The organism is Alteromonas sp. 1_MG-2023 (genome assembly GCF_030547075.1).
Taxonomy (GTDB): domain Bacteria; phylum Pseudomonadota; class Gammaproteobacteria; order Enterobacterales; family Alteromonadaceae; genus Alteromonas.
Map to the genome: position 1 here is coordinate 151,605 of NZ_JAUOQH010000001.1, position 24,331 is coordinate 175,935.

General features: G+C 44.9%; 19 protein-coding genes. 13 read left to right on the forward strand and 6 right to left on the reverse strand.

What is annotated here, in order from left to right; translation table 11 throughout:
* Nucleotides 1–107 precede the first annotated feature (107 nt).
* From Q4561_RS00635 to Q4561_RS00645, 3 genes are all read right to left on the reverse strand, one after another.
* Nucleotides 108–644: a peroxiredoxin-like family protein gene (locus Q4561_RS00635; protein WP_303456585.1), complete on the reverse strand. Its 537-nt coding sequence runs from the start codon at nucleotides 642–644 to the stop codon at nucleotides 108–110.
* A gap of 137 nt (nucleotides 645–781) precedes the next feature.
* Complete coding sequence (locus Q4561_RS00640) at nucleotides 782–2,713, reverse strand: M1 family metallopeptidase (RefSeq protein WP_303456587.1); 1,932 nt, start codon at nucleotides 2,711–2,713, stop codon at nucleotides 782–784.
* A gap of 188 nt (nucleotides 2,714–2,901) precedes the next feature.
* Nucleotides 2,902–3,330: an organic hydroperoxide resistance protein gene (locus tag Q4561_RS00645; RefSeq protein WP_303456589.1), complete on the reverse strand. Its 429-nt coding sequence runs from the start codon at nucleotides 3,328–3,330 to the stop codon at nucleotides 2,902–2,904.
* Nucleotides 3,331–3,507: 177 nt separating this feature from the next.
* Between Q4561_RS00645 and Q4561_RS00650 the strand changes: the two genes are divergently transcribed.
* Nucleotides 3,508–3,972 (forward strand): MarR family winged helix-turn-helix transcriptional regulator, encoded by a 465-nt coding sequence (locus tag Q4561_RS00650; RefSeq protein WP_303456591.1) that lies wholly within the window; start codon nucleotides 3,508–3,510, stop codon nucleotides 3,970–3,972.
* Nucleotides 3,973–4,285: 313 nt separating this feature from the next.
* Nucleotides 4,286–5,164, forward strand: coding sequence for an FAD:protein FMN transferase (locus tag Q4561_RS00655; RefSeq protein WP_303456594.1), 879 nt, complete (start codon nucleotides 4,286–4,288; stop codon nucleotides 5,162–5,164).
* 45 nt (nucleotides 5,165–5,209) lie between these two features.
* On the opposite strand, the gene Q4561_RS00660 is transcribed toward Q4561_RS00655, so the two are convergent.
* Genes Q4561_RS00660 through Q4561_RS00670 form a run of 3 tightly spaced genes read right to left on the reverse strand, consistent with a single transcriptional unit; the run spans nucleotide 5,210 to nucleotide 10,602 of the window.
* Nucleotides 5,210–6,829, reverse strand: a complete 1,620-nt coding sequence (locus tag Q4561_RS00660) for a general secretion pathway protein GspF (protein ID WP_303456597.1) — start codon at nucleotides 6,827–6,829, stop codon at nucleotides 5,210–5,212.
* A 10-nt stretch (nucleotides 6,830–6,839) separates the two neighbouring features.
* The gene (locus Q4561_RS00665; RefSeq protein WP_303456599.1) at nucleotides 6,840–9,320 is read right to left on the reverse strand and encodes a LamG domain-containing protein; all 2,481 of its coding nucleotides are present in this window, start codon (nucleotides 9,318–9,320) and stop codon (nucleotides 6,840–6,842) included.
* A gap of 1 nt (nucleotide 9,321) precedes the next feature.
* Nucleotides 9,322–10,602: a hypothetical protein gene (locus Q4561_RS00670; protein WP_303456600.1), complete on the reverse strand. Its 1,281-nt coding sequence runs from the start codon at nucleotides 10,600–10,602 to the stop codon at nucleotides 9,322–9,324.
* Between the two features lie 497 nt (nucleotides 10,603–11,099).
* On the opposite strand from Q4561_RS00670, the gene Q4561_RS00675 reads away from it, so the two are divergent.
* The 11 genes from Q4561_RS00675 to Q4561_RS00725 are packed head-to-tail and all read left to right on the forward strand — an operon-like array spanning nucleotide 11,100 to nucleotide 24,272.
* Nucleotides 11,100–13,829, forward strand: a complete 2,730-nt coding sequence (locus Q4561_RS00675) for a hypothetical protein (RefSeq protein ID WP_303456602.1) — start codon at nucleotides 11,100–11,102, stop codon at nucleotides 13,827–13,829.
* Nucleotides 13,830–13,832: 3 nt separating this feature from the next.
* Nucleotides 13,833–14,585, forward strand: a complete 753-nt coding sequence (locus Q4561_RS00680) for an SH3 domain-containing protein (RefSeq protein ID WP_303456603.1) — start codon at nucleotides 13,833–13,835, stop codon at nucleotides 14,583–14,585.
* The gene (locus tag Q4561_RS00685) at nucleotides 14,555–15,184 is read left to right on the forward strand and encodes an outer membrane beta-barrel domain-containing protein (protein WP_303456605.1); all 630 of its coding nucleotides are present in this window, start codon (nucleotides 14,555–14,557) and stop codon (nucleotides 15,182–15,184) included. The genes Q4561_RS00680 and Q4561_RS00685 overlap by 31 nt, the downstream gene beginning before the upstream one ends.
* 10 nt (nucleotides 15,185–15,194) lie before the next feature.
* Nucleotides 15,195–15,719, forward strand: a complete 525-nt coding sequence (locus tag Q4561_RS00690; RefSeq protein WP_303456609.1) for a TlpA disulfide reductase family protein — start codon at nucleotides 15,195–15,197, stop codon at nucleotides 15,717–15,719.
* Between the two features lie 2 nt (nucleotides 15,720–15,721).
* Nucleotides 15,722–15,976 carry a DUF4266 domain-containing protein gene (locus tag Q4561_RS00695; protein WP_303456612.1) on the forward strand — a complete coding sequence of 85 codons (255 nt, stop codon included), beginning with the start codon at nucleotides 15,722–15,724 and terminating at the stop codon, nucleotides 15,974–15,976.
* The gene (locus Q4561_RS00700) at nucleotides 15,942–17,096 is read left to right on the forward strand and encodes a DUF3570 domain-containing protein (protein ID WP_303456615.1); all 1,155 of its coding nucleotides are present in this window, start codon (nucleotides 15,942–15,944) and stop codon (nucleotides 17,094–17,096) included. Before Q4561_RS00695 ends, Q4561_RS00700 begins: the two co-directional genes overlap by 35 nt.
* A 10-nt stretch (nucleotides 17,097–17,106) precedes the next feature.
* Entirely contained in the window at nucleotides 17,107–17,694 is a 588-nt protein-coding gene (locus Q4561_RS00705; protein WP_303456618.1) for a hypothetical protein, read from the forward strand.
* A gap of 11 nt (nucleotides 17,695–17,705) precedes the next feature.
* Nucleotides 17,706–19,979, forward strand: a complete 2,274-nt coding sequence (locus Q4561_RS00710) for a hypothetical protein (protein WP_303456621.1) — start codon at nucleotides 17,706–17,708, stop codon at nucleotides 19,977–19,979.
* Nucleotides 19,969–23,112 (forward strand): tetratricopeptide repeat protein, encoded by a 3,144-nt coding sequence (locus Q4561_RS00715; protein ID WP_303456624.1) that lies wholly within the window; start codon nucleotides 19,969–19,971, stop codon nucleotides 23,110–23,112. The genes Q4561_RS00710 and Q4561_RS00715 overlap by 11 nt, the downstream gene beginning before the upstream one ends.
* Nucleotides 23,096–23,932, forward strand: coding sequence for a hypothetical protein (locus Q4561_RS00720; RefSeq protein WP_303456626.1), 837 nt, complete (start codon nucleotides 23,096–23,098; stop codon nucleotides 23,930–23,932). Before Q4561_RS00715 ends, Q4561_RS00720 begins: the two co-directional genes overlap by 17 nt.
* On the forward strand, nucleotides 23,925–24,272 hold the full coding sequence (locus Q4561_RS00725; RefSeq protein ID WP_303456628.1) for a hypothetical protein: 348 nt from the start codon (nucleotides 23,925–23,927) through the stop codon (nucleotides 24,270–24,272). The genes Q4561_RS00720 and Q4561_RS00725 overlap by 8 nt, the downstream gene beginning before the upstream one ends.
* Nucleotides 24,273–24,331: the final 59 nt, after the last annotated feature.

Below are 24,331 nucleotides of genomic sequence, written 5' to 3' on the forward strand. Positions count from 1 at the left end.
TGCTTCTCTTAATTTTATTTCGCGCTAGCTCAGAAGCTAATTTAAAACACTAATTTAAAACACTAATTTAAAAAGCTAGCGCCAAAGCTGAATAAATAAATGAGTAGCTACCCGTTAAATGTACCGCGAATAGGGTAATCATTTTCTGGGTCTCGAATGAACTCCAAACCTGACACAAGCTGCTCTAAATCTGGACGTACAAACGGTGCGTTTGCCAACTCACAAATTTGGATAGTGTTGTCTTGATTTAGGATGAATAATGCAGGCTCAGCAAAATTATGATCGGTTTCTTTCGCGCTTCTAGGCTCAGAAATATATAAGCCCAACTCTTTCATATCTGCTTCGCTTAAACCATAAGCAATCGGGAATGAAATTGATAAGTCGTCTAGATGTTCTTCAAGCTGAGATTGACTGTCTGCAGATACTGCAATCAAATCAACGCCTAGCTCTAACAAACGCCCTTTATAGTCTTCAAGCGCATTTAAATACTTAGTACAAATTGGACAGTGTTTGCCACGGTAAACAACCACCATCTTCCAGTCACAACCTTCACGTTTGTTACTTAGTGAAACGGCCTCACCAGAATCCAGTGTTACCTGTACATCAGGAAATGAAGAATCAGGGTGTAGTTTTTGCGTATACATACAATCTCCTTAATAGCGTATTGACTACGTGAGCCAATATCTTCCGTAAAATAAGCCATTAGCAACACTAACAAACTCGCTAGTGTTACTAATGATACCTATTTAGTTCTACGCCTTAAGGCTTGTAAAGATCGCTTTTATTCAACAAAGCCTTGGTTGGCTCTGATGGTCAACGGGTGGTAACCCGGCTTTGCTTCTTCGAAAGCACGTTTTGCAAATGCTTTGCCTTCTGGGGTTTTCGAAAGCGCTCTATAAAGCGGCTTAACTAACTTGTTGCGGCCAATTTTAACCAGGTATTCATACAAGCGGTCGTAGGCAGGTTTATATTCATTTGCTACCGCAATCATTAACCAACTATGGGCAATTTCGTTGTTTTGTGTTGTGGTTAGCGAGAACGCAGCATCTAGTGCAGCCAATTGTTCGGCTGAAAGTTCATTTGGCATATTGTTCAAGAAATACAACCATTCATGCACGGTCCATAGTTCGGTATCAATATTTACCGCTTCTACTTCACCGGCTAACCATGCATTGCGGGTTGCATCAATTTTATCAAACGCATCCGACTCTGGCACAGGTGCCCCTTCTGGAATGCCTGGTTCGAACACCCACGCATCAATGCGTGCTTTGCTTAACTTATCTGGGTATTGCACTAATAACGTTTCATCTAGGTAGGCTAAGAACGTATCGGTAGTGATGCTTTTAAACTCGAAGTCTTCAAAGTACTGCATTAGAAAAGCATCGAAATTCTCACGACCAATTTTGTTTTCAATTTCACGTAAAAAAAGCGCGCCTTTTTCGTAAGGAATGTTAGAGAAAACATCGTCTGGATTTCTACCGCGAAGGTCGATAGCTAAAATTTCATCTTCTTCGTTTAGGGCTTCAATGTCGTTTTGTAAATCTTGATACCCTAGAACGGCTTCTTTTTTAAATCGGTCGTGGCCGTATATCATTTCCATAATGCGGTAGGTTAAATAAGTAGTGAAACCTTCGTTTAACCATAGGTCACGCCAAGTCGCATTGGTAACCGTGTTACCCGACCAACTGTGTGCCAACTCATGGGCAATCAGCGACACTAAGCTTTTATCACCGGCGATCACTGTGGGGGTAATAAACGATAAACGAGGGTTTTCCATGCCACCAAATGGGAAAGAAGGCGGTAAGATCAGTAGGTCGTAACGATCCCATTGATACGGACCATAGGTTTTTTCCGTTACTTCTAACATGGCTTCGGTATCTTCGAATTCTTTCGCCGCCGCATCTAACACGCTAGGCTCGGCATAAACACCGGTACGCTCACCCATTGACTTAAATTTCAAATCACCAATAGCCAATGCAATTAAATAAGAAGGTACAGGTTGCGGCATCGTAAACGAGTATTCACCATCGCGAGCCGTCGTTGGGTCATTTGAAGCACTCATCACGGCCAACAAGGCTTCAGGAGTGTGGATAGTGGCGGTATAGGTTACTCGTACTTGTGGTGAGTCTTGTAGCGGAATGAAGCTTCTTGCGTGCATAGCTTGCGCTTGGGTAAACAAGAATGGATGCTGCTTGCCTGCGGTTTGTGCTGGCGTTAACCACTGTACACCCGACGCATTTGGCGAAGTTGAATAGGCAATGGTTAGCTTATCTGCCCCTTCAGGTAGTGTAACCGACAGCGGTGTACCAAGTTCAGGATCGGTTTCGCCCATATCGTAAGAAACCGCTTCGCCATTGACTGTTACCGAGGTGATATCTAAAGCGCGAGTATCTAAAATAACGGTATTGAAGGTAGGCTCGCTACGTTTAACTGTAAGCGTGGCAGTACCGGATAATTTTGACGTTTCAAAATCTGCGGTTAAGTCTAAATCTAAGTGGGTTACTCGTACTTCTGATGGGTTGGCAAATGAATGGTAATCTTTGCCCGCTTCAATTTCAGACATCACATCCACTTTAGACACTGCGCTCTCGGCAGCAATTTTGCTGTCCGCGCTATCAGAAACCGCTGATGGAGTTTTAGTTTCTTGCGAAGATTGTTCGCTGCACGCAAACAACATTGGGGCACAAATGGCTACCCAGCCTATATTCTTCATAATACTTCCTGTTATTTTTCTGTCTTACTCATAATTCTGTCTTATCTATAATAACAAAGAAGTCCCCTAATGCTTAAGCTCTAAACGACAAGCAACGACACTAGCGGTTAAATTGAAGTTTTCCCCCTCCTCTACCTCAAATCTGCAATGCAGATTATTTGGTGAGGGAGGGAGCAAGTAGTAGGCCTTTACGCTAGTGAAATTTGCACATCAATGTTGCCACGGGTGGCATTTGAATATGGGCAAACTTGGTGTGCTTTAGCCACTAGGCTTTCTGCTGTAGATTTTTCCATATCCCCTAAATCAACGCTTAGTTTTACTGCGATAGCAAAACCTACCTCGATAGGACCAATCGATACATCACCTGTTACGCTGATATCGCTACCTAATTTAACTTTTTCAGCCGCAGCAACATGTTTGAGTGCGCCAATAAAGCAGGCTGAATATCCAGCGGCAAACATTTGTTCAGGATTAGTACCGCTTCCACCTGCCCCACCTAATTCTTTTGGTGTTGATAGGGTAACATCTAAACTTCCGTCGCTCGTTTTAGCCGTACCTTCACGACCACCTGTTGCTGTTGCAGTGCCGGTATAAACCACTTGTTGAAGTGTATGCATAATATAAATCCTCGTTTGCTTCGCTCAACGTGAGCATTCTTTATTAAATTGAGATTGCGAATAGAAAATGCAACTTACTTTGCATGCAAAATAAATTAACACTAATGCGACTTGTAGATCAAGTCCTTTGCATGCAAAATATTAATTATTCTGTTTCTCTCAATTTTAGGAACGCTTATGTCTGACAAAGCTAGGCTTGATGAACTTGCACCCGATACGCTTAAATTAGAAAGCCAGTTATGCCATCGCTTTTACACCCTATCTAATGCGTTTACTCGCGCCTATCGCCCGCTGCTTAAAAACCTTGATATTACCTATCCTCAATATGTAGTGATGATGGCCTTGTGGGAACAATCAAATATCACCATTGCCGAATTGCTCGATAAAACCGTTATCGATGGCGGAGCTATGACGCTAATTTTAAAAAAGCTAGAACAGAAAGGTTTGTTAAACGTTGTTAAAGATGAACATGACAAGCGCGTACGCCGAGTGGTGCTGTCGAAAGCAGGTAAAGATGCCAAAGTAAGCGCACGTGAGGTGCCAGCGCAAATGCTATGTAAGCTAGATGGCATGTCTAACGCTGAGGCAAAGCAATTAGTTGTGCTAATGGATAAGCTGCAAGGATGTTTTAACGCAGGTTAAGAATACTACTCATTAATAAGTTCGACCATGTTGCCCTCACGCTTTTGGTAACCGCAAATATGTTACAGTAACGCGCAGAATAAGGTCGAGAAATAAGCTCGTGATATGATATGTCACTGCGATACGGGACTGCGATCACAGAGCCCGAAATAGAACAAAAATTAAAAATACGAAATAAGAAAAATATGAAAAACGAGACAAATTAATGAATAACTGTTTTTTTCGAACATGTCTTTTACGAGCCTGGCTTCTAACTGCATTAATCTGTAGCCCTTCCGTTTTCGCCCAATGGCATTACGGTGAAGCGGATATTATGGGCACTAACATCGAAGTTCAGGTATGGGCCGAGAGTAAAGATGTGGGCGATGCCGCCATTGCTAAAGTGTTTGAGCAAATGGAAGCCGTTAACCAGTTGATGAGTCCTTATATCCCATCCAGTAATCTAGCGATAGTGAACCGAGACGCCGCGAATGAGCCGGTGGTTGTTGATGACGCGCTTTTTCGTCTTATCAAAGAAGCACAAGCTTTTAGCGAGCTAACCCACGGCGCTTTCGATATCACTTTCGCCAGTATTGGTTTTATGTATGACTACCGTCATAAAGCCAAGCCTAATCAGCAATCCATTGAAGCGGCACTAGACGCGGTAAACTATCATCATATAGTACTTAATGAGGCTGAACATTCGGTTAGTTTCAAACACGAAAATGTGAAAATAGATTTAGGCGGAATAGCGAAAGGCTATGCCGTAGATATCTCTATTGAAGCCTTAGCCGATATGGGAATTGAACATGCGTTGGTAACCGCTGGGGGAGATACCCGCTTATTGGGTGACCGACGCGGGCGCCCTTGGATGGTAGGTATACGCGATCCTAGAGATGAAACTCGCCAAGCGGTGACATTGCCATTAGCAGACGCGGCTATTTCTACCTCCGGTGATTACGAACGGTATTTTGAAGAAAATGGCACCCGTTACCATCATATCCTGTCACCTAAAACGGGAAAATCAGCGAACGAAGTACAGTCGGTATCCATTATAGGGCCGTCGAGTACAATCAACGACGGGCTTTCAACCTCAGTATTTGTGCTTGGAGTAGTAGAAGGTATTACGTTGATTAACACGCTGCCTGACTATGAAGCAATTGTGCTGGATAAGCATCGCAAACTTCATTATTCGACAGGCCTTACTCAATAAATAAAGCACTAGACTAACTTATCCATTCTTTAAGGTGCAGCCTTGCTAAATCACCCCATTCACTATCGGTTCGAACGCAGTAAGGCTGTCCATTAATGTGCTATTACCTAAGCCATGACTTGGAAATAATTGAGCAAATTGGCCTTGCTCTCCGTGCAGCGCAAGGTAATTCAGCACAATAGTTTCCACCAGTAAGTTCACATTATTTGCCGCTGGAGTAGACGCGGTTTCTACTGAACCGTCGGTACGCATATATCCAAGCTGCTGATGTTGCGCTTGAGCATCGGTGTTCGCACCAATAAGTTGAGGCGCGCCCCCTGGGTTGAAAACTAAGAAAAACGACGCCGAAGTAGACGAATTATCGCCAGTCCACACGCCTTTTCCGCGACCATTTTCAGAATCGTCTACCATGCCGTTACTAAACACCGAACCATCGCTGCACACGTACATCATAAGTGGCGTACCTAACCGAGCTGCATATTCTAAACAAGCGCCCATACAGCGGCCTGCCCGTCTGTCGCGAATTTCTCCCGTGGCTCGACTGCCATCGTGATAATCAAACCCGCCCATGGTAATGGTGCCTGCGCCGGCAAACCCATTCATGACCAGTTTCATTACAGATGCGGTCTTTCTAAACTCGCTGTCACCGTTAAATTCTTCTTCGGTAAATATTCCTGAGTCGCCTACAATGTCCGTATCTAACTCAGGGTTTAAGGTAGTCGGATCGCCAAAACGATCAGTAATATCTGCACTTTTCACGTAACCGCAGCGCACCATTTCTTTTACTACTTCATCTGAGCTAATCTTGGTGTCTACATTGTTAAGCTTCATGTCACTAATACGGGAAATTGACTCCATAACAGCCACAGAGTCTTCTTGACTAAGCAGCCCCACTAAGTCGCCGGTATCTACAAGACCGGTCACATCAGAGGGGCGGTCAATTTTAGTGGGTCTCGCTGAGGCATCTATCATGGCAGATGGCGCCATTGAATTCCCACCCGAGTCACTATTACGAGAGCCAACAAGCTGCAACAATGAGCCATCGGCGCCCGCGCGATTAATGCCGTACATAGGGTTATGCGGGTTATTGCCCGTGTCGTTTTCCGAGCGTGCGGGAATAACGGCACCGTTAATATTCGCCCTGTTAGTTACGCTTACTTTATCTAAAATACCTTGTAAAAAAGCACTGTCGCTGTGAAAAGCGAGCCCCAACTCGTTGTTTATGTAATCCGATAAACCGGTGTCTGAGTTTGCTATTGAAGGTACCATATCGCCCGGTAAACCTTGTCTGCTATAACCCGCCGTACTTAGAAAGTCGAGTTGACCGCCACGTCCACCCACCAGCACATTAGACCCAGCCACATTAGCGCCACCTGCTAGGTCAAATACAATAAAAGGTATTTTACCCGCGCCTTGAGAAGCAATCCCGCAGGTTGCTTTCAATGCCTCTAAATCAGCAGATAAAGACGCATGCGCCTTTTTAGGGTTAGCAAAAAGACTTAACGCTGAGCCCCCCAACACTGTCGCCGCACCGGTACAAAAACCTTGGGCAATAAATTCCCGCCGAGTAACAGGCTTACTGTGATCTAAGTGATACAGAGGAGCATCGGCACATGCCGCTTGTTTTGGACGCTTTTTGAAAAAGTGTGAAGTTAGTTTTGCCATGAAATTCGTCCTACTGTATCAACATAGTGGCACTGCCTAAAACGGCGGCGCAGCTGGCTTTAGCTATCGTTTTCGTATATTGGGTGTCGCAACTACTTCCTGCACCACAAAGCGTTAATCGGTCTATCAGCAAATTAAGCTCGCCTCGAACAGCGGTTTCATCCGCTTGAGAGTCAATGTTGCTTAATAACATATTGCTGATGATAGGCGTGAGCACACCGTCTCGCGCGTCTCCCTCATAGGCTGAGCTTGCTGGAAGAGTAAAGTCAAAGTCGGGAAAATACGCATTACGTAAACTGTCCGTTTCTACCAGCGTGTCGCAGTAACGAATGGCAAGCTGAGTTATTCCCATCTGATTAGATGCTAAGAAGCTGCTAATATCTGTTACCGAGGGCAACTGTTGTTTGAGTTGTATGAAGGTATCGTTAATCGTAGGCGTATTCATGGGAACCGTGGTTAACACCGACATAGTCGCATTAATTTCTGCGAAGTGCTTAGTGCCAATATCTGACTGCGGCTCAAGATCAGATGACTCTGCTGGCGACGCAGGAAGTGCTTCCACCACTATGTTTTGATTGTCGCCCAATACTTCAAACGTTAAGAAAAACTCGTCTAGTTCAGGGCCCTTTTCTAGTGGAATAATAGTGCCTTGGCGCGACAATGCGATTCCGCTTTGAGCATCGTAATTTGTATCTGAAATTTGAGTATTTAAGGTTGAAAACACCTGACCTGACGATGATTCTCTGCCGTTAAGACCAATACGCATTCCTGCTAATGAAATGTCAGGTATTTGAGCACTACTATCAAGAGAGATGAAGAAAGGTTCTGCAAAAAGATAGCTATATGAATCGTATTGACTGACTTCAAACACAATGTAGCTCTGCGGCACGTCAATTAACTCACTGACACCGAATAGTAGGTAATATTGTTGCCCCACTCCCGCGTCAAAATTCGTTAAAATTTCATCATCAGACAACGTTCGGTTATGGATGGCAACCATTCTGATGGTTCCCGCCCAAGGTGCTTCTCCTGACACTTCACTGCCTAGCACGAATGCGAAACTATCGTCCCAGTCAGTTAAATTCGTACCTTCAACATTGTCGCCGTCTTTAGCCAATTCACCATTAACATAAATGCGGCGACGATTATTAGCATCGTAATTAACTACTACGTGCTGCAGCGCGGCTTGCAATACTTCATCGGCATCATCGGTCGATAGCGCGGGCTCTCCGTTAATATCGGTATTTCCAGTACGCAACAACATATCGTAATTATAAAGCGTTTGCCCTAGGGTAAAATTACGACGATCTTTACCCCCTGAATAGCTAACAATGCGTGCAGGCCCTTCTTGCGTAACGTTGGCTGGGGCAACCCACGCTTCAATAGCAAACTCTCCACTGCCTAAAATAAGGTCGTAAAGTTTCTTGCTATTCGTTGTACTGCCCTGTGCTTTTCCTTCCGCTAACTGAATGCCATAACCGCCTACCCAGTCGTAACTGCCAGACAAGGTTAAATCTAATGCCGGATCAACACCGGATGTATCAAAAGCAGTATTGCCGGTTCCGGCTTTAAATTCCCATTTAGCAATCGTGTTTTGTTCAAAACGTCCTCCACCACTGGCTAACGTCCCATCAAATAAAGAAACCGCATTTGAATTAACTAAACTCTCATCTAGCTCTGTGGTTTCAATGCCCTCAGCCATGGCGGCAATAGCGTCTTCAAGTGATTCGCCATCTTGGTCACAATTACTCCAGCAGTTGTGAAATTCATCTCTAAGACGCACAACAAAACGTGAGTCGCTTGGAGTAGTCAAATTCATTCTATCTTTAGCTGCTTCATAAGCCTCATCAATATCGCTAGACGAGAAAAAAGGAGAGATAGGTATAGTGGCGCTATTGGTGTGACAACTTGCACAGAAATTTTCTAGTAAAGGATAAACCGTGCTTTCAAATAAAGCGGCGCTTTCTGGAAAGTTCTTTGTTGAGCCCGGCGACTTGGTAGTGGGCGCTTGAAGTTCTATTTCGGTAGCCTGATTCTGTTGTTCAGACTCACTTGCCCAATCAGAAATCCACGTTGTTAAAATGTCGGCGCAGGCGGTATCGCTGGTTAGCCAACAATTATGTCCACCAGCTACTTTCGTGACTAAAAGAGATTCGCTGGGCTGACTTAAATTAACTAATGTTCCTGTATCGGCGTAAGCAAGGTTTATATCGTCATTGCGTGCAAAAGTGGGAGACTGTGCCCCCTGCGTATGACAAGCACCGCAACGGTCTGTGGTAGCAATATTATCCCATAATGCGCGTTTAAAATTGGCAACATCGTCGGTACTCGCAGCCGGCCCTGTATAATTTACGACGGGTTGCTCGGTAGCAGGTGGAAGCGGGTTAGTTTCAACTTGTGTTTCACTGCCGCCACAGGCTGCTAACAATACAGTTAGCATGGTTGCGACTATATTTCGCCACTGCAGTTTCCTTACATTTGCTTGGGGCATGCTAATCTCCTTTACAGTAGTTCGCGGCTTCAGCGAATACTGACTTCATTTGATACCCCGATGTGGCAAACTGAGTTTGCAGCGCGGTGATTTGATCCCTATCGTCACTGTCTTGAGGTGACCTAAGACACACTTCTTCAAACACTTTAGTCACTTGACACTCGGCGAACTGTTGACTGTTTGCCAACTCTTCACCCATAGATTTAGCGCCTTGACCAGAACCGGTTAACGACTGTGACCAGCCCAAATTGTAATTAACACCTTCACGCCAATAGTTGTCCCAGCTATCGTCATCAGTAACAAACCCATGCACGAAATTATTACCATTAATTAAGTATTTTTCTTGTACCCGTGTGCCAGAAACTGGGTCTGTCTCACCATTTGAATTGTATTCAATGGTACCTTGATCGCCATCTGGATCGCTGGCGGCGTCGTAACGGTAATTGTAATAAGCAAATGCCTGCGCTAAAGGGTCCATGCCCGAATGGCAGCTCACACAGTTGTTGTGAAACACGCGGCTATCTCCGCCAGGGCTTCTACTCACATCCTGCCTAATTCTATCCGGAGCCCGCGTAATATCTGCCACCCCTTCTAAATCCGTGCACATATGATTAATTAACGTAAAACGGAACATGGCGCGGTTGGTACCATCTTTGAAAAAAGCTTTAGCGGCAGCTCGAGTTGTCATCACTCCTGCTGTGGCTTCACTTGGTAGACCAGTAACAGCTGATTGCGTGGTTTGTACTAAGTGGGCCTTTAAATCAGTTACCTCATCTTCCATCGCAAGGTAATGTTCATTGCTGGTGTTGCTATAAGCCGGTAGAGATAGGGCGTTATCGCCCACGTATAAAATATCGCCGCTTAGCACTTCGCGAAAATCGATATCATCTCTAACCATGCCCACAACAGTGGCAATATAGTCGTTAAGCGGCTCAAATTTATCGAACGCTTCATTAGTCCATGGCGCCACCCAGGTTTTCAACGTAACGTTGTAAAATGCGGGATGCTCCATTGCCATATAAGCCGCAGAGTTCGTATCGCCGGCTTCAATTAACGACTGCATAGCATCTAACGTACTTTCTGAAGCTGGTACACCTGCCAATCTCTCATGCATTCGCATAGCTTGTTCCCGCGAGCCTGCGTATGAACTGGCAGTAAAACCAACTGAAATTACTAGCAGTGATGTCACACTAATGATTGATTTAGCCGCTTCTAGTTTGAATTGAGGCGCTTTTAAAAATGCTAAGCAATTTTTTATTAGTGAGGAAGTTGTGTCTCGCACTATTTCTTATCCTAACTTTCGCAATTACCATTAATAAAACCAATCGGTTAAAAAAGTGTAAAGCATTTATTATTGATTTAGGTGTTAGATTTTATAACTTATGTCTGAATAAATTAGCCTTAGCTTATACGCCAGCCCAAGTGGATAAAGGAGCTGGCGAACTGCTCCCCCGTATCAACCCCACTGAAGTAAAATCGAAAAACTCTGCATTAACTCGCTGCGATGGGCTTTTCTGTTTCTATCCATGCGCTCACCTCTATGCTTCGAAAGTATGAAAAAATATTCCTTTTATAATTTTCAAGCTTGAGTCATTCTTCTGTAAATGGAATGCTAACAGCACTTACAATTGTCAGTGGTATGTAAGTGTCTACACAGACTAGCTAGCTATGTTTTGCAAACGGGTTCTACCTTGCCAGTCTAAAATGAGCAGACAAACATTAACTCACTGATAAACAATTAAGTTTAAAAATCTGTTTTCAGGATAGAGGCTCATAACCATGGAACTTGGCTCAACAACTAACACCCTTTCAAGGACGGTATTTCGCACGGTAAGTGCGTTGCTGGCGTTTGGTGTGCTTATGGGTTGTGGCGAGTCTGTGGTATCGCAAAGTAACGAAGACCCCGACCCTGTCGTGGTCGATATCCCCATTGCTTTTGTTAAGCGTACGCTACCCATTAACGATGACGGTACTGCTACCGTGGTTGATTTACGCACTCCTGCCGAATTCATCCCAGGCGCTCGGCTTTATATAAAAGGCAGAGCCGCCGTAAGTAGTGAAGAAATCAATATAACTGACCGTGCATTTGCTGATGAAAGCCAGCTTGAAAATAATGACGGGGATATCACTACGTTGCTGTACGACGTAAAAGACCTAGAAGTGTCTTTTGATGGCACCCGCCTCTTGTTTGCCATGCGCGCGCCAGAAATTGAAGGTGCCGATGATGACGAACAGCCCACATGGAATATTTGGGAGTATGACTTCCTTAATGATGACTTACACCGTGTCATTACATCAGATATTGTCGCTGAAGCTGGTCAAGATACCGGCCCGATTTATTTGCCCGACGGCAGAATAGTCTTTAGCTCAACACGGCAACGTACAAACCAAGCCATTCTTATTGACGAGGGTAAGGCACAATATTCAGGCTTAGAAGAAAGCCTCACCACCCAAGCGTCTGTATTGCACGTGATGGATGCGAACGGGAACGACATTACGCAAATCTCGTTTAATCAAAGCCATGATATCGATCCCCTTGTACTCCCTAATGGAAAAGTGCTTTTCACTCGATGGGATCAAGCAGCTTCAGATAAAGGGATGCATTTGTATCAAATGAACCCTGACGGTAGCCAACTAGAAATAGTTTATGGCCGCCATAGTCATGATTTAAACGGCAGCAATATTCATTTTGTTCAAAGTCGTGTAACCCCCGATGACAAAGTTATTACTGCGGGGAGTGAATATGAGCGAGACACGCTAGGTGGTAACTTTTTTCAAATAGATATTGATAATTACACTGACAATGAAACCCCAATAGCATCCAGTGATAGTCTGTCTGAACCTGGTCAAGTTCCCGCATTGTTTGACACCATTGATGCACAAGCAGCAATTTCACCCGGCGGCTATGTGGCAGCGCTTTACCCACTTTTTGATGGCAGTGGACGACAACTCTTCACATGGAGTCAATGTCGAGTTTACGACCCAGACGCTACAACTGATAACGACGCTGAACGCAGAATCCTTCCCTGTACCGAAGCGCTATTAGACACTCCTGATATTGAAGCAGCACCATTACTGTATGGATTGTGGATGTACGACCCACTGACCAATACCCAAAACGTAATAGCCCCACCTGAAGAAGGCTTCGCCTATACCGAAGTGGTGTCGATGGAGCAAAGTGACTTCCCTGACGACTTTTCGGTTAGCGAGAACGCGGCTAGCGGAAGCTATGATTATGACCTTGCTGACCAAGGTTTAGGCCGTATTCACATTCGAAGTGTTTATGATTTTGCCGGTGAAGATGCCACTCCCTTGGGCATAAGCAGTATGAGCAATCCAACGATAACATCAGCAGAAGACCGCCCTATTCGGTTTGTTCGTGTAGTGAAAAGCGTCTCTATTCCCGATGACGATATTATTGAAGTGGAACGCAGTGACTTTGGTCCAAACCAAAATTTACTGATGCGTGAAATATTAGGCTATGCCATGGTGGAGCCCGATGGCTCATTGATGCTTGATTTGCCCGCCAATGTGCCCCTTTCATTTAGCTTTTTAGATGAAGCAGGCATGCGGGTTACCGCTCGCCATGATAACTGGGTACAACTAGTGCCAGGTGAAGTGAAAACCTGTAATGGCTGTCATTCTAGCGACAGTGAATTACCTCATGGCAGGCTTGATGCGGAATACCCATCCATTAATTTAGGCGCACCATCAACTGGCACTGCACATCCGGGCGCAAACCCTGCTTTATTCGCCGACTTAGGTGAAACCATGGCAGAAACCAAAGGAAGGGTGAACGGGGTTGCCTACCCAAGTGCTGATATCGAGTTTGAAGATGAGTGGAGTGATCCTGAGTTAAGCACAGTGTCAGCATCATTTTCCTACGCGTATGGCGACATGACAACACCCATTCCTATATCGCAGAGCTGTGCGCAAAACTGGACGAGTTTATGCCGTATAGCCATTAATTACCCCGACCATATTCAGCCACTTTTCGAACTATCAAGGGTGACGGTAGATGAACAGGATGCAACGGAAATCGACCATACATGCATTAGCTGTCATGCCCCTGCAGATGAGGACGGCTTGGTACAAATCCCCGCCGCTCAGTTAGATTTAAGCAACCAAGTATCACTGGATAACAATCAGCAATTGACCGGTTTTCGTGAATTGCTTTTTAACGATGCCGAAGTTGAAATAGTAGAAGGTGTACTACTAGATAAATTGGTACAGGCCTTTGATGGCAACGGCGACCCCATCTATGAAACCGACGAAGATGGCGAACTCATTCTAGATGCAGAAGGTAACCCTATTCCTGTGTTAGTCACGATTAATGTGGCAGCATCAGCCCGGGCAGGAAGTGCTGCAACAAGCACCACATTCTTTACCCAATTTAGCACCGGCTCACATGCCAATTGGCTAAGTGATGCTGAGCTTCGGTTGATTGCCGAATGGCTAGATGTAGGGGCACAATATTACAACAATCCGTTCGATACGCCGCAGGACTAAAAGATGAATAAAATAATGTCCTTAATTGGCTTTCTTTGCGTGGCTTTAGCCTGTTCATTTTCCCTAGATGCCCGTTCTGATGACGTGGTAGTAAAAGTAGTAGAGCAATACGCCGATATGCATACAGGCCCTGCTTCAGAGTTTCCGGTTTTTCACGTTATCGAAAAAGGTGAAACGATTACGGTGCTTAAGTCACATACGAACTGGTACCGAGTACGAACCGGTGATGATAAATATGGCTGGATTGCGAAAAAGTCCCTTGCTGCAACATTGGGTCTTGATGATTCCCCTATTCAGTTAAATGAGAGTAACTTTGAAAGTTACGTCAACCGCACCTGGGAGTTTGGGTTACACGCAGGCATGCTTGACGATGTTACCGCAATGACAGTTAGCGGTGCATGGGTACTCACTGACAACATAGCGATTGAAGCAAGCGTAGGCCAGGCGTTGGGTAATTTTTCAGACAACCGTTTTTGGTTAGTCAGGTTTCAACACTACACCTTTCCAGAGTGGAAACTCTCGCCCTACTTTACCCTTGGGGCAGGACAAATTCGAACAGAACCCAGTGCCACGCTTGTACAGAGCGGCGCTGAATCAAGAACTAACGACTTACTTGAAGTGGGTGCGGGTGCGCGTTACTACCTAACCAAAAACTTTGTGGTAAGAGCAGAATATAAACGACTAACGGCGTTGACCGAGCGTGACGAATTAGAGGAGTTAAATATATGGACTTTAGGCCTTTCAGTTTTCTTTTAATTGGTGTGGCAGCACTTATTGAAAGTGCTGGTGCTTATGCACAACAAACGCCGCTTATCGAACCTGATTTAGATCGTCGCGAAATTCGCGAAGCTGATATTGATAACGAAAATTTTGAAATAGGTGTTTTTGCCGGCCAAGTCAGTATTGAAGACTTTTCATCATCTTCAATAGTGGGCGTTACTTTAGGCTATCACATTACTGAAAACATCTTTGCTGAAGCGAGTTACGCTCAGGCAGATGCCGGTGAAACCAGCTTTGAAATTTTATCAGGTGGCGCACCATTTCTCACTGAAGACGAGCGCGAGTATCGCTACTACGACCTATCTGTAGGTTACAACTTCAATGGTGAGTTATTTGTAACAGATAGCATTGTTTACAACACCGACTTTTTTGTCACGCTAGGCGGAGGCAATACAGATTTTGGTGGTGAAAGCCAATTCACATTAAGTCTTGGCGCGGGCTACCGCGTACTGATTACCGATTTTTTCGCCGTTCGTTTAGATATGCGAGACCGCATTTTTAATAGTGAGCTAATTGGCGAAGAAAAAGACACCCATAACCTACAGTACACCCTTGGTGCTACTTACTTTTTCTGAGTAATACCTTATGAAAGCTAAAATACTAGATCCATTTACAAGCCTTGCCGCTAGCGTAACTGTGTTGCTTTGCGTGGCACTTTTGCTATGTACAGAGGCCAATGCCGCAACGAAAAATGCCCCTGCCCCCGACTTTACGTTAAAGGGCAAAGATGAAGCGAACCATCGACTTAGTGAAGAAGTAGGGAACATTGTCATCGTTAACTTTTGGGCATCGTGGTGCGGCCCTTGTAGAGAAGAATTACCGACGTTCGAATCCCTATATGAAGAATATGCCGATTTAGGGGTCACCATATTAGGCGTGAATGTTGATGACGACCCTGAGAAAGCGAACGTTTTGCTTAAGGATATCAGTGTCTCCTTCCCCGTTTTGTACGATACCAGCGGCGATGTCAGCAAGCTCTATGACGTGTCGGCAATGCCCACCACTGTGATGATTGACCGTGATGGAAACACGCGATTAATACACAAAGGGTATAAGTCGGGCGATGAAGTACGCTACGAAAAAGCGCTTAAATTGTTACTAAGGGAATAATAATGAAAAAGCGAATGCTGTTAAGCGCTGTACTGCTAACGAGTGTTGTTACCGCCACAGGCTGCGTAAGTACGATGGATGAACTCACCAACATAGAACCTTGGGTTAAGCCTTATGAACGCAGTAATTTAGCCGACCCTATTATGAGTGTAAATCGCAATCCTGTTGCCATGGCTTACATGAGACATGTTTTTGAAGCCCGCGAAGCAGCAAGAGGCGCCGATGGTGGTGCTGGAGGTGGTTGTGGTTGCAACTAGGTTTTGGATAGCGGCTGCGGCTGTGTGGTTTAGTTGCAATGCAACAGCCGCAGTACTGCCACAAGACCGTTCTGATGTGATGTACCACAGCTACTCTGGCGACGGTGTCACCATTGATGGCCCCTCAGTTATGCTGCGCAAGAAAGTAGGTAACAAAGTATCGTTTTCAGCGAACTACTACGTGGATGCCATATCAGGAGCTTCAATTGATGTGCGAGCCCAAGCTAGTAAATATCAAGAAGAAAGAACAGAAACCACCGTTGGCGCTGACTTTATTCACAACAAAACGTTAATGAACGTGAGTTACACCAACTCAAGTGAAAATGATTTTGAAGCAAATTCTTATCACCTAAGTTTTAGCCAAGACTTTTTTGGCGATCTGAGCACGTTAGCCCTTAGTTACTCCCGCGGTAACGATGAGATACGTCGGGTGGGCGACGAGAGCTTTCTAGAAGAAGCCACAAGACAAAAACTTGGATTGGGGCTAAGCCAAGTTGTATCGAAGAATATGATTATCGGTTTTAACGCTGAAAATATCTCTGATGATGGCTACTTAAACAACCCCTACCGCACCGTTCGCTATCTTGACGCAGATAGTGCAAGAGGGTTTTCCTTTACAACTGAGGTGTACCCGAATACCCGAGTGAGCAATGCGTTTTCTATCAATGCAAATTACTACCTACCCTATCGAGCAAGCATATATGGCGATATGCGGTACTACTCAGATACATGGGGCGTAAAAGCGACCAATGCCAAATTAGGTTATATCCACACCATTGGAAAAGCATGGATCCTTGATGCCCATGTTCGCTTTTACCAACAAGACAAAGCTAATTTTTACCAAGACCTTTTTAATCGCGCAGATGAATTTACCTTCATGGCTCGAGACAAAGAACTCTCTACCTATTCCAGTTTTTCAGGTGGGATAGCGGCAACTTATGAATGGCAGTTTTCATCAAATGCATTGGTCGAAAAAAGTACATTCAACATAGAATACGATTACATGCACTTCGACTATGATGATTTTCGCGATGCCACGACAGGCGAAACAGTAGGTGAGGAAGCCTTATTTGGCTTCTCGGCCAACGTTATTCGCGCTTATGTTTCTATATGGTACTAGGAAAATAATAATGAAAATTTACCATTTAGTGAAAGAACCTAATAACTGGTTACTTAAGAAGCTTTGGGGCAATGAAGTGTTGTCTATATTTGGATATGCATTTCTCGCTTTCAGCTTAACCTTTTCGTTTACGGTAAACGCTGAAGAACCGACTGATGCGCCTATTTCTGCACAAATAGAAGATCTTAAAAAAGCCCTTATTGCGTTAAACCGAGACCTTTTTATACTAGAAGAGGATTTGCTCTTTCCTTCTAGTACACAGGTAGCAGTGTACCTTTCTTTAGATGTGGGTACTTACTTTGCGTTAGATGCTGTTGAGTTGGTTATTGATGATGAGATGGCCACCAATTACTTATATACAGAACGCCAACTTCATGCCCTCAAACGAGGTGGTGTGCAACGGGTATATATGGGTAACTTGAACCAAGGTGAACATGAACTTACCGCGTTTTTCACCGGTATAGGGCCAGAAAAAAGACCTTATAAGCGCGCCGTATCTATCGCTTTTGAAAAAGACGAAGATGCACAAGCCATTGAATTAAAAATAACAGATTCGACGGCTAAACATCAGCCAGAATTTACCGCCACTGTGCTTTAGGGCTTGATGTGATGATTGCAAATCGGTCGTGGTGGCTTCTGGCTGCGCTTTTAGGAATAACGTCAACGTGTGTGTCTTCTGAAGATGACATGCAAGCCGCTGATGATAAGCGCAATACAGACGCCGAATACCACACCCAAAACCTACACAAGATGCACTTTGGTGAAGTGGTCTACTCTCTTTATGTTGATGAACCTTTAACCGTTTTGGGGCGGATGGCAGTAGCAGAACAAAAAGGGGTTAGCGATACCCACGGCCAAACAATGTCTTTAATGAAAGGTGGCGTGCAACTTGGCTACGGCATGCCTCAATCAGCGCAGCATAATCTTTCTTCACAAGCCCAATCACTAGAACTGAGTAACAGGCCGCTCGCGTGGTACTGGCTTGCTCGCCTGAACTTTTCTCATCAGCGTTACCAACAAGGAATTGAAGCATACGATGCGTTAGAAGCCTCGTTAGCCTCAGCCGATATTGATGTAGATGAGTTGCTTACACCAGCGCAGTGGTACGAATTGAATTATGAGGCGGCGCAAGGGGCAATGTCTCTTGACCATACTAACAACACTGATATATCACGATACCTACACCCTATTCCCAAAGGGCACATTACTCGCCATTATTTAAGATACAACCGCGCCGTTGAAGCTTATCAGCAAGGTAATACCCTAGAAGCGAATCATATTCTAGCGGCTCTTGAAAGTGACTTAACACAGAGTGCAACTAGCTCAATAAATGATAGCGGTTGGCTGTCTTGGCTTAGTTGGTGGCAAGACCGCGTAGATACCACGATTAAAAATAGTGAAATACAAGCATTACTCAACCAAGTGCTGCTATCAAATGGTCAGGTCTTACTGGATTTAGGGCAAAAAGAAGCTGCATTATTCGCGTTTGATCGTATCAATACCCAATCCTTAGCACGCCAAAATACACTAAACAAATCACCGGATAACCCTTACGGTGACAACGGTCAGAATTTACTGCGAGACGAAGCGCTTTTACACTATGGCTGGGGGCTGGCACAAACTGAAAACTTACCGTTAGCACTGGGCGTGTGGGACTTTTTGTCAAAACAACACACCAACCTTTTCACCTTACAGGCCACTCACGCGCTGGCCTATGGTTATGCGCAACAAGGTGGCGAAGTTCAAGCCTACGATACACTTCAGCTACTGACCAATAAGCTTGAAGGCGCTATTGGTGAGCTAGACAACCTAACCCATCAAGTAACAGAACCGGGGTATTGGCAAGCCGTTTCGTTGGGTGCCAATGAACTAAGCGGTGAACTAAGCAGCGAACGCGACGAGCAAATTAGCGAACGCGATAAACAGTCCAGCGATCGGGAAGAAGAAAACAGTACACACGGGAATAAAAGTACCGATAAAGCACATTGGGAAGCGCTATGGCCAGCATCACAGCAGGATTTGCTGGCAGAGATAATAGCTGATAATAGCAGTTCTCTAGGCCAACAAGATAAGTTGTCGAGTTTAGTTTCACTGTATGGCGTTGCACAAACACTTGGTGAACAATTATCTGACGTTACCATTTATGAAAATCTACTAGATGAGCGAGACAGCACCCATGCTAACCGCGTTCAAAATGTTCAACCCGCTGAGTTGGCGCAAAAGCTAGAAACATTGCAGCAGGTATATTCCGATTTGCAATCAAACATCGATAAAGCTGAAACCACCGCTGAGCAAAGCGACGATGAATGGCTATCTGTATTGCTTACTTTCGCTACCGCTGATCAAAAAGCCTGGTATGAGAGAATAGCGCGAGCTCAAGCAAATCTTTCGATGTTGGCAGGTAAACGTACCATGCGCCCTAGTTATCAAGCACGCCTGCATCGCGCTAAAGGCACGCTTATATGGCAACTTGCTGAGCAATTTCAACGAGAGCACTGGCAAAGTAAGAAAGACCTTGGCAACGTACATAAGAAGCTAATTGAAGCAGGCCTTTCTCAACAACGCTTAGACTCACTGCTAAACGCACCTAGCGTGACAACCTTACAACGCAACGAATTAGCCTCTATACAAGGCCGGATCAAACATCATTTACACACCACCAATACGTTAATAACAACGATAGAAGCTGCACTAACAGAAAAGTCGCTTTTTGCTATTGCTCAACGAAAAGCTTATTTATCACAACAACACGCGCAAAGCAGGCTGGCCATGTTGCAGTTACGGGATTTTAACTTAAATTCGTCGCCATCAACGCCAGCAGATAAAACGAGTAAGGTTGAAAATACAACCAAGGCAGCCCAGGGAGCGCAAAATGAAGGGTGATCAGGCGCTAGTGTTTAAAAGAGCTGTGACAAAACGAGCTGTATTAAAAAGCCCAGTTTTAAAACTAGCATCGTTAAAAGCAATGCGACTACCGAGAAAAGCGTGGCTAAGTATCTTATTGCTTAGCTTATGCGGATGCTCGTTTAGCTTTCAAGAACAAGAAAAAGCAGTGAATAGCGACAGCGAAAGTTCGCTGTTATCACAATTAAACATTGCCCCTATCGAGGTTGAAAAAACGAAACTGGAGCCTGTGGGGCTAAGTGAAATTCGCGATGGCTATGCGCAGGTGGTTGGAAAACTAGACAACGAACAACTTGCACGCCAACTAGACTTAAGGCTTGCCGATGTGGAAATGCTGCTAGCTGAAGAAAAGCAAACCCAGATCCCACTGTCACCCGACCAATCTATTTACCAAGACGCTATCACCGCTTATCAGAATGTATTGATAAATTACCCAAATGACGAGACAAAAGAAGCGGTACTTTATCAACTTTCTCGTGCGTATGATTTAGATGCTCAGCCTGAAAAAAGTGTCGCCGTATTACAAGAGTTACTCGCACAATTTCCGTCATCTGAACATGCAGCAGAAGCATGGTTTAGGATGGGTGAAGCCTCGTACAGTGAAGGAAATTACCGTGCGGCATCACAAGTCTACGATAAAGTCATTCAAATTGGTGGGCACAATGCGTTTTATACTATGTCTGCGTATATGCAAGGTTGGGCGTACTACAACCTAGAAGACTATGACGCAGCCTTAGTTTCTTTTGACAACATGCTATCAGCGAGCTTTTCGGATATCGCAGACGAGCAACTTCCCACCTTAGATGCATTGTCGCGGGGCCAGCAAAGGTTGGTAAAAGACAGCCTGCGGCTCATGAGTGTGTTATTTTCGCTTAAAGGAAATGGGAAAGCGGTTGTGGCCTTCTTTTCCAATAAACAAAATGCTAATAGTCACGATGCCAGTAGACCGACAGCAGCTTATCAACACTTAGTGTTTAACGAATTGGCGCAGCAGCACTTAGACAATGACAGGTATATTGATGCCAGCGAAGCTTACCTAGCCTTTGCCAATGCCTACCCTGCTCACAGTGAAGCCGTTGAATTTTATGTGCGACACATTGATGCGTTTATATTAGGTGACTTTCCCAGTGAAGTGCTAGCAGCGAAAGCCGGCTTTATTGAAATGTTCGGGAAAGGTCGGGGGTTATTTGAATCGCTCACTGTTTCGTCACAAGACAGCGCGAAGCCTTATCTACACACTTACTTACGAGAGCTTGCGCAAGCACAGCACAGTTTTGCCCAGCAGTTGAGCTCTCCAGAGCGCCGCCATACCTTGCCTGAAACAATTCAACGCTTAGATGACCAAAGCTTGAAGGCCCAAACCCAAGCCGCCTATGCCAAAGCAGCAGGTTATTACACTGACTTTATAGATACCTTTCCAGAAGATGCATTACGCCCACAAATAGAGTTTAATTTGGCGGAAAGCTACTTCGAATCTAAGCAGTTCGCTAAAGCCATCTTTCATTATGAACGCTTTGCTTACACCTTTACCCAACATGAAAAAGCGAGCGACGGGGCCTATGCCGCACTGCTGGCGTACGACAACTTAATAGATCAACATAATTCAACCGACAGTGCATTCCAAGCCAGTTGGCTCGAAAAGCAACGCAGCAGTAGAGTGCAATTTATTCGCGTGTTTGATTACGACGCTAGGGCTATAACCGTTGTGCAAACACTGATGCAGTCTCACTTCGACTTGGCTAGACTAGGCGCAATGAAGCAGGGCGCTAGCAAACAAGGGGCTGCGGAACTAAGTACATCGAACACTACTGAGTTCGAAAGCGCGCTCAAGTATAGTCGATGGTTGCTTTCACCTCCTAAAAGTCAAACTACGCCGGTAAGTGACGCAATACAAACCTCAGCTCAGTTAGTAGAAGCCCATGCTCTATTCGGTTTAGCCCGTTTCGCCTTAGCCGAAAGCGCCTACGCTAAAATTTTATCTGACCTGCCACCACAAGATAATAACGTTAAAAGCATCACCCGAAATTATGCGGTTAGCATGTACAAACAGGCTGATACCGCCGTTGCAAAGGGCGACTATGCGCTGGCTTTAACCCACTTACAGCGAATTATTGCCAATACCCCAAACACCGATGTGCGAATAAACGCTCAGTATGATGCCGCAACGTACCTGATTGCCGAGGCGCGTCTTGAGGAAGCCCAGTTGTTACTTGAAGACTTTGCTAGGCGCTTCCCGAATCACGAATTGGCAAAAACCATAGAAGATAATCGATTATACGTTTATGAAGAGTCTGAAAAGTGGCAAGAGGCTGCTGAAATACTGTATGCCAAGTGGTCGCGAGACAAGCAAAGTGAAACAGGACGAACTGCACTTTATCAGGCCGCCGAGTACTATGAAAAAGCAGGGAATAGAGCTAAGTCATTACCGGCCTATCGTGCTTATGCTCACGCCTACCCCGCACCATTTACTTTGGCAATGGAAGCGCGATTCACTATGAGCCTATTTTATCTGGAAAGTGGTGAAGAAGGTAAGCGCCGTTTCTGGTTGAACAAATTGATAAAAGCCCACGATGCTTCAGTGAGTGAAAGCGCCAGAAATACGGACGAAAATACGGAAGAAGAAACTAGGGTACGCTCAAAAACCTTGGCCGCGATGGCAGCTATGGTATTTGCTGACGACGCAAAATATGTTTTTGACAATATTAAGCTCACCCAACCTCTCAAGCAGAGCTTGTCAAAGAAACGCACTGCGCTAACCAAAGCGGTTAATGCCCACAACAAGGTATTGTCTTATGGGGTAAGGGAATACGTCACCGTAGCGAGCCACCAACTTGGCACTTTGTATCGCACCCTAGCCCAAGATTTAATGGCGTCTGAACGCCCTTCCCAACTTAATGCACTAGAGCTAGAGCAATATGACTTGCTGTTAGAAGAGCAAGCCTATCCATTTGAGGAACAGGCTATTCAAGTATATGAAATAAACGCCCAACGAAGTTGGGACGGGCTTTACGATAAGTGGGTGAAAGCAAGCTTTACAGAGTTATCTGAATTACTGCCTAGTCGCTATCGTAAAGTTGAAAAACTTGAGGAGGTAAGTGTTGAACACTACTAGCCCCAATTCACATGTGAAATTTTTCTTGCTGATGGTATTAGCGCCATTATGGCTAGCAGGCTGCAGTAGTATGTCACTGCCTTTTGCTCAAAAAGACAGCCAGACTGAGGCCATTCCAGACGATACATCACGCACTACTTCAGGCGCTCTAACTAATAAGGAACCTAATAAGGGGCCTGATGAGATACCTAATGAGAGCCCTGATGAGAAACCATTAATAGAAAGCGTCGATAAAGCAACAGCCCTAAAGTTAAGGCAGTCTCCTAACCGTTATTTATCTACACGGGGTGTTTTATCAAAAAATCAGGATTTGGCTTTCCAACATGCGGTCGCGCAATTCCATCACGGAAATCTCGTTGAAGCTACTACCCTGCTACAACCTCTACTACATTCGCCTGATGCGCCATCCTTTTTGTATGTATTAATGGGTGACATCGCCATGCGCGCGAATGATAAACAAGCAGCGGTAGCGAATTATGAAAACGCCCTTAAACAGAATCAATACAACTATTTCGCGTTAAACCGCATGGGCATGCAGGCCCGTGAAAACGGTCATTTTGAAAATGCCGAAGCGTATTACCTTAGCGCATTAGAAGCTTGGCCTGGCAATGAAGCGGCCTATTACAATTTAGGTATTTTGTACGACCTGTATGTAGGTGATAAGGCAAAGGCGTTGAGCCAATATGAAACCTATTTTGCGCTAGTTAGTAACCCTAAGTCAGGTGACGTGGATAAAAAGCAAGCGAGACAAATTCAGCGTTGGATAGCCGACCTAGGTCGCCAACTCGTCAGTGCGAACAAGGAAAACCATAATGACTAAATCTTCGTTTCGTATTCTATTGTCGCTTCAAAGTGCTTGTTTGAGCTTATTATTTATTTGCTCACCAAGCGCGGCACAGCAAGAAGAGACTTCACCTGACGAACCATTGCGCCTAGAAGCAACTATTCGTGGTGATAAAGAGCAGCCCAGAGTCATAAGTATCGTTCCGTGGCAGCTACCTATTCATCGCGAAATAGAAGGTACTTTGTCGTGGGAACCTTCAAACAAAGAATTAGAACCTTTAAACAGAAAGCAGTTTTTACGCAAAGTCGCGTTGTCAAAACAGTTCAGCGCGACGGGCCCTTTCGCTAATCCCCCTGTGAGCGAAGATAATCATTAGGTATTAATTCCATCATAGATGTGGTCATACAGATAACCTATTCACGCACACAATAAGTT